The 5,923-nt window shown below is 64.5% G+C and carries 6 protein-coding genes and 1 pseudogene; all 7 read right to left on the bottom strand.

The features are described from left to right. Positions 1–448 (bottom strand): annotated as a pseudogene (locus KAY22_RS23150) (NADH-quinone oxidoreductase subunit N); the annotation flags it as partial. Continuing rightward, the gene (locus tag KAY22_RS23145) at positions 448–1,974 is read right to left on the bottom strand and encodes an NADH-quinone oxidoreductase subunit M (protein WP_296625523.1); all 1,527 of its coding nucleotides are present in this window, start codon (positions 1,972–1,974) and stop codon (positions 448–450) included. The pseudogene KAY22_RS23150 and the gene KAY22_RS23145, both read right to left, overlap by 1 nt. Positions 1,975–1,978: 4 nt before the next feature. After that, positions 1,979–4,078 carry an NADH-quinone oxidoreductase subunit L gene (nuoL, locus tag KAY22_RS23140; protein WP_296625522.1) on the bottom strand — a complete coding sequence of 700 codons (2,100 nt, stop codon included), beginning with the start codon at positions 4,076–4,078 and terminating at the stop codon, positions 1,979–1,981. Between the two features lie 103 nt (positions 4,079–4,181). After that, a complete protein-coding gene (gene nuoK, locus KAY22_RS23135) occupies positions 4,182–4,487 on the bottom strand; it encodes an NADH-quinone oxidoreductase subunit NuoK (protein ID WP_296625521.1) in 306 nt (101 codons plus the stop codon). Positions 4,488–4,545: 58 nt separating this feature from the next. Next, the gene (locus tag KAY22_RS23130) at positions 4,546–5,157 is read right to left on the bottom strand and encodes an NADH-quinone oxidoreductase subunit J (protein ID WP_165323216.1); all 612 of its coding nucleotides are present in this window, start codon (positions 5,155–5,157) and stop codon (positions 4,546–4,548) included. Between the two features lie 34 nt (positions 5,158–5,191). Next, a complete protein-coding gene (gene nuoI, locus KAY22_RS23125; RefSeq protein WP_165323217.1) occupies positions 5,192–5,677 on the bottom strand; it encodes an NADH-quinone oxidoreductase subunit NuoI in 486 nt (161 codons plus the stop codon). Positions 5,678–5,682: 5 nt separating this feature from the next. Further along, positions 5,683–5,923, bottom strand: a 241-nt coding sequence (locus tag KAY22_RS23120; protein ID WP_296625520.1) for an NADH-quinone oxidoreductase subunit H, incomplete at its 5' end; no start/stop codon positions are given.

Below are 5,923 nucleotides of genomic sequence, written 5' to 3'. Positions count from 1 at the left end.
CGCGGCGCAGGAAGCCGGCGAGGACATAGGCCGACAGCGACTGGAGTTCGAGGCCGACATAGAGGGTCAGCAGGTCGCCCGCAGACACCATCATGCCCATGCCGACCGCAGACAGCAGGATCTGCACAGGATATTCGGCGCGATAGCCGCCCGCGCGGGCGAAGAAGCCGGGCGCCAGCAGCACCGAGATCGCCGCTGCGATGTAGATCAGCAGCTTGGCAAAGGCAGCAAAGCTGTCGGCGATGTAGAGGCCATCGAAGCCGGGACCGCCGCTGCCGGCAGGTCCCGTGAGCGAAAAGGCGGCGGCGCCGAACAGCGCGACCGCGCCCCAGCCGATCGCGCGGGACAGGCCGTCACCACCGAAGGCGGCGACGAGCAGCAGCAGCAGCGCCCCGACCGTGAGGATCAGTTCGGGGACGGTGAGAGCGAGGGAGGCGGTAATCGACATCAGTGGTGCGCCTCCGCATGCGCCGACGCTTGAGCTGGGACAGGACCGACGACGACCTTGGCGTCGCCGTGGGGAGCCGTGGGCGCGAGCCGGGCGAGGATCGCCCCGACATCGTTGCGCATCGGCGCGAGGAAGCTTTCCGGATAGACGCCCATCCAGAGGGTGGCGGCCGCGAGCGGGGCGAGGATCGCCATTTCACGGGCGGTCAGGTCGGGCATGGTCGCCGCCTCCGCCGAACGCGCCGAACCATAGGCGATGCGCGCATAGAGGTAGAGCATATAAGCCGCACCGAGGATCACGCCTGTCGTGGCGACGAAGCCCACCCAGGACGAGATCTCATAAGCGCCGACCAGCGACAGGAATTCGCCGACGAAGTTGCTCGTGCCCGGAAGGCCGACCGAGGCCATGGTGAACAGCAGGAACAGCATCGCATATTTGGGCATGTTGTCGGACAGGCCGCCATAGCGCGAGATCTCGCGGGTGTGCATGCGGTCGTAGATCACGCCGACGCACAGGAAGAGCGCGCCCGAGACGAGACCGTGGCCGAGCATGACCATCAGCGCGCCTTCGAGGCCCTGGCGATTGAAGGCGAACAGGCCGATCGTGACGAAGGCCATGTGCGCGACCGACGAATAGGCGATCAGCTTCTTCATGTCCTCCTGAACGAGCGCGATCAGCGAGGTGACCACGACCGCGACCATCGACAGGCCCATGACCAGCCACATCAGCTCGGCCGAAGCGACCGGGAACATCGGCAGCGAGAAGCGGACGAAGCCATAGCCGCCCATCTTCAGCAGCACGCCGGCCAGGATGACCGAGCCTGCCGTCGGCGCCTGGACGTGCGCGTCGGGCAGCCAGGTGTGAACCGGCCACATCGGCATCTTCACCGCGAAGGAGGCGAAGAAGGCGAGGAACAGCCAGGTCTGCGCTTCCGGCGGGAAGTCATAGGCCATCAGCGTCGGGATGAAGGTCGTGCCGGCCTCGTTCACCATCCACAGCATCGCGATCAGCATCAGCACCGACCCGAGCAGCGTGTAGAGGAAGAATTTATAGCTGGCGTAGATCCGGTCCGCGCCGCCCCAGATGCCGATGATCAGGTACATCGGAATCAGGCCGGCTTCGAAGAAGATGTAGAAGAGGAACAGATCCTGCGCCGCGAAGACGCCGATCATCAGCGTTTCCATCAGCAGGAAGGCGGCCATATATTCCGGCACGCGCTTCTCGATCGCCTCCCACGAGGCGGCAATGCAGATCGGCATCAGGAACACCGACAGGACGATCAGCAGCAGCGCGATGCCGTCGATGCCGAGCGCCCAGGCGAAGCGCCCGAACAGCGCGACATGTTCGGTGAACTGCCACTGCGCACCACCGATTTCATACTGGTTCCACAGCAGCAGGCCGAGCGCGAGATCGACGAAGGTCACGAGGAGCGCGATCCAGCGCGCTCCCTTGTCGCCCGCGAACAGACAGGCGAACGCAGCCACCAGCGGCAGCGCGATCATCAGGGAAAGGATCGGAAAGCCCATCGCGTCAGCCCACAATCGCCCAGGTGGCCGCGGCCGCGAGGCCGAGCAGCATCACCAGTGCATAGGTATAGAGGTAGCCCGACTGCGCCGCCCGCGCGATCGTGCCGGTGCGGACCACAAGCGCCGCGACGCCGTTGGGACCGAAGCGGTCGATCGTGCCCTGGTCGCCCTTCTTCCAGAAGAAGCGGCCGAGCCAGAAGGCCGGTACGACGAACATGTAGTGATAGAGTTCGTCGAAATACCATTTGTGCAGAAGGAAGTCGTAGAGAACCCGGAATTGCGCGGTGAAGCGCGCCGGAACCGTCGTGTCGAGGACATAGGCCCACAGCGCGATCAGGAAGCCGGTGACCATCACGACGCTCGCCGACAGCTTCACCCACAGCGGAACCTCGTGCATCGCGTGCATCAGATGCTCGTCGAACACCAGGCTTCCGGCCCAGAAGGCTGCGCCATGGTCACCCTCGATGAAATAGGGCGCCCAGATCCAGCCCGCGAAGATCGCGCCGAGAGTCAGGACGACTAGCGGGATCAGCATCGGGAAGGGGCTCTCGTGCGGGTGATAGCCCGCATCGCCCTCGAGCGCATGACCGTGGCCATGGCCATGATCGTCATGCCCATGCGCCGCATGCGCGTCCTGGCCGTGCGGATCGTGACCGGCATCTTCCTGCGCGGGGGCATCATGGTCATGGCCGTGGCCATGCGCATCGTGCACCGCATGCTGGATATGCTCGGAACCGGCCCAGCGCGGCTTGCCGTAGAAGGTCAGGAAGACCAGGCGCCACGAGTAGAAGCTGGTCAGCAGCGCCGCGAAGACCGCGATGGCGAAGGCAAATCCGCCCGATGCCGTTCCGCTGGCGAAGGCCGCCTCGATGATCGCATCCTTCGAGTAGAAGCCGGCGAAACCGAAAATGCCGATGACGCCGACGCCGGTGATCGCGAGGGTGCCCGCCATCATCGCGAAGAAGGTCAGCGGGATGTGCTTCCGCAGGCCGCCATAGAAGCGCATGTCCTGTTCATGGTGCATCGCATGGATCACCGAACCCGCGCCGAGGAACAGCAGCGCCTTGAAGAAGGCGTGGGTGAACAGGTGGAACATCGCCGCGCCATAGGCGCCGACGCCGGCCGCCATGAACATGTAGCCGAGCTGCGAGCAGGTCGAATAGGCGATGACGCGCTTGATGTCGGTCTGGGTCGTGCCCACCGTCGCCGCGAACAGGGCGGTCGCAGCGCCGACATAGGTGACGACGTGCATCGCGGTCTGGCTGACCTCGAACATCGGCGACAGGCGGCAGACCATGAACACGCCGGCGGTGACCATCGTCGCGGCGTGGATCAGCGCCGACACCGGGGTCGGGCCTTCCATCGCGTCGGGAAGCCAGGTGTGCAGGCCGAGCTGGGCCGACTTGCCCATCGCACCGACGAACAGCAGCAGGCAGATCAGCGTCATCAGGTCGACGCGCGCGCCGAGGAAGCCGATCGAGGCATTGGCATAGCCGGGCGCGGCTGCGAGGATCTCGGGGATCGAGACGGTGCCGAACACCAGGAAGGTGGCGAAAATGCCGAGCGAGAAGCCGAAATCGCCGACGCGGTTGACGACGAACGCCTTGATCGCCGCCTGATAGGCCGACTTCTTGTGATACCAGAAGCCGATCAGCAGGTAGGAGGCCAGACCGACGCCTTCCCAGCCGAAGAACATCTGGATCAGGCTGTCCGAGGTCACGAGCATCAGCATCGCGAAGGTGAACAGCGACAGATAGGCGAAGAAGCGAGGCTGGCTCGGATCCTCGGCCATATAGCCCCAGCTGTACAGGTGGACGAGGCTCGACACCGTCGTGACGACCACCAGCATGACGGCCGTCAGCGTGTCGACGCGCAACGCCCAGTCGACGGCGAGATCGCCCGACTGGATGAAGGTGAGCACCGGCACGACATGCGCGGTCGCATGGCCCGCCATGAAGTCGATGAACACAGGCCAGCTCAGCGCGCAGGACGCGAAAAGCGCGCCCGTCGTGATGCACTTGGCGATGGTGTTGCCGAGCATGCGGTTACCGAGACCGGCGACGATCGCGGCGAGCAGCGGCAGGAAGACGATGGCGGTGATCATGCCGCAAGGCTCCCGTGCGTCATTGCGGCGAAAGCCGGGCTATCGGATTTTCGGCACGCGACCATAGCGCGCGCCGGCATAGCGGACAGGGACATGGCTGGACTCACCCCTTCATCCGGTTGATGTCGTCGACCGCGATGGTGCCGCGGCCACGGAAATAGATGACCAGGATGGCCAGGCCGATCGCGGCCTCGCCAGCGGCGACGGTCAGCACGAACATCGCGAAGACCTGGCCCACCAGATCGCCGAGATAGGCGGAGAAGGCGACGAGGTTGATGTTCACCGCCAGCAGGATGAGCTCGATCGCCATCAGGATGATGATCACGTTCTTCCGGTTCAGGAAGATGCCGAACACGCCCATGACGAACAGGATCGCCGAGACCACCAGATAATGCTGAAGCCCGATCATGCCGAAGCCCTCCCGTGCGCTGCGCTCTCCACGAACTGCATGATCAAAACGTCGGCGCTCACAGGTCTACCCCCTGGCCAACGGCCGGCTTGACGTTGCGCACCGCATCTTCCGGGCGGCGCATGTTCTGCGCGGCCACATTCTGCGCCTTCACGCCGCCGCGGGTGCGGTGGGTGAGGACGATCGCGCCGATCAGCGCGACGAGCAGGACGAGGCCTGCACCTTCGAAGATGTAGAGGTAGCGCGTGTAGATCAGCGTACCGATCGCCTCGATATTCGGCACTTCGCCGGGCGTCGGCGCGATGCGCGACGCCATGTCGACGCCACCGGCCTTCCAGGCACCGATCGCGAAGATCATCTCGGCGGCGAGCACCAGCACCAGCAGCACGCCGAAGGGCAGATATTGCGCGAAGCCCGCCCGCAGTTCGGCGAAATCGATGTCGAGCATCATCACGACGAACAGGAACAGCACCGCGACCGCGCCGACATAGACGATGACGAGCAGCATCGCGATGAACTCGGCGCCGACGAGCACCATGAGCCCCGCCGCGTTGAAGAAGGCGAGGATCAGCCACAGCACGCTGTGCACGGGGTTGCGCGCCAAAATGGTGAGCGTCCCGGAGGCGATCACCAGCGAGGCGAACAGGTAAAAGGCGATGGTCTGGATCACGGCTTGTTATTGCCCCTTCGCGAACGGCTGGCGCTTACCGGTACGGCGCGTCGGCGGCAAGGTTGGCGGCGATCGCAGGTTCCCAGCGGTCCCCGTTCGAAAGCAGCTTCGCCTTGTCGTAGATGAGTTCTTCGCGCGTCTCGGTCGAATATTCGAAATTCGGACCCTCGACGATCGCGTCGACCGGGCAGGCTTCCTGGCAGAAGCCGCAGAAGATGCACTTGGTCATGTCGATGTCGTAGCGCGTCGTGCGGCGCGAACCGTCGTCGCGCGGCTCGGCCTCGATCGTGATCGCCTGCGCCGGGCACACCGCCTCGCACAGCTTGCATGCGATGCAGCGTTCCTCGCCGTTCGGATAACGGCGCAGCGCATGCTCGCCCCGGAAGCGCGGCGACAGCGGGTTCTTCTCATAGGGGTAGTTGATCGTCGCCTTGGGCTTGAAGAAATACTTCAAGGTCATCCAATGCGCCTTCACGAACTCCCAGAGCGTGAACGACTTGATGATGTAGCCGAGGCTCATCGAGCTCAAACTCCGTAGCGGGTGAGCATCAGCCACCCCGAGACAAGGAACACCCAGAACAGCGACAGCGGCAGGAAGACCTTCCAGCCCAGCCGCATCAGCTGGTCATAGCGGTAGCGCGGCACGGTCGCCTTCACCCAGGAGAAGATGAAGAAGAAGACCATCAGCTTGGCAAAGAACCAGACGATGCCCGGCACCATGTAGAGCGGCGCCCAGTCGACCGGGGGCAGCCAGCCGCCCCAGAAC

This window comes from Rhizorhabdus sp., assembly GCF_018006725.1.
Lineage (GTDB): Bacteria > Pseudomonadota > Alphaproteobacteria > Sphingomonadales > Sphingomonadaceae > Rhizorhabdus.
The sequence above is the reverse complement of the archived record's forward strand: the minus strand, read 5'-3'. Positions and strand labels throughout refer to the sequence as shown.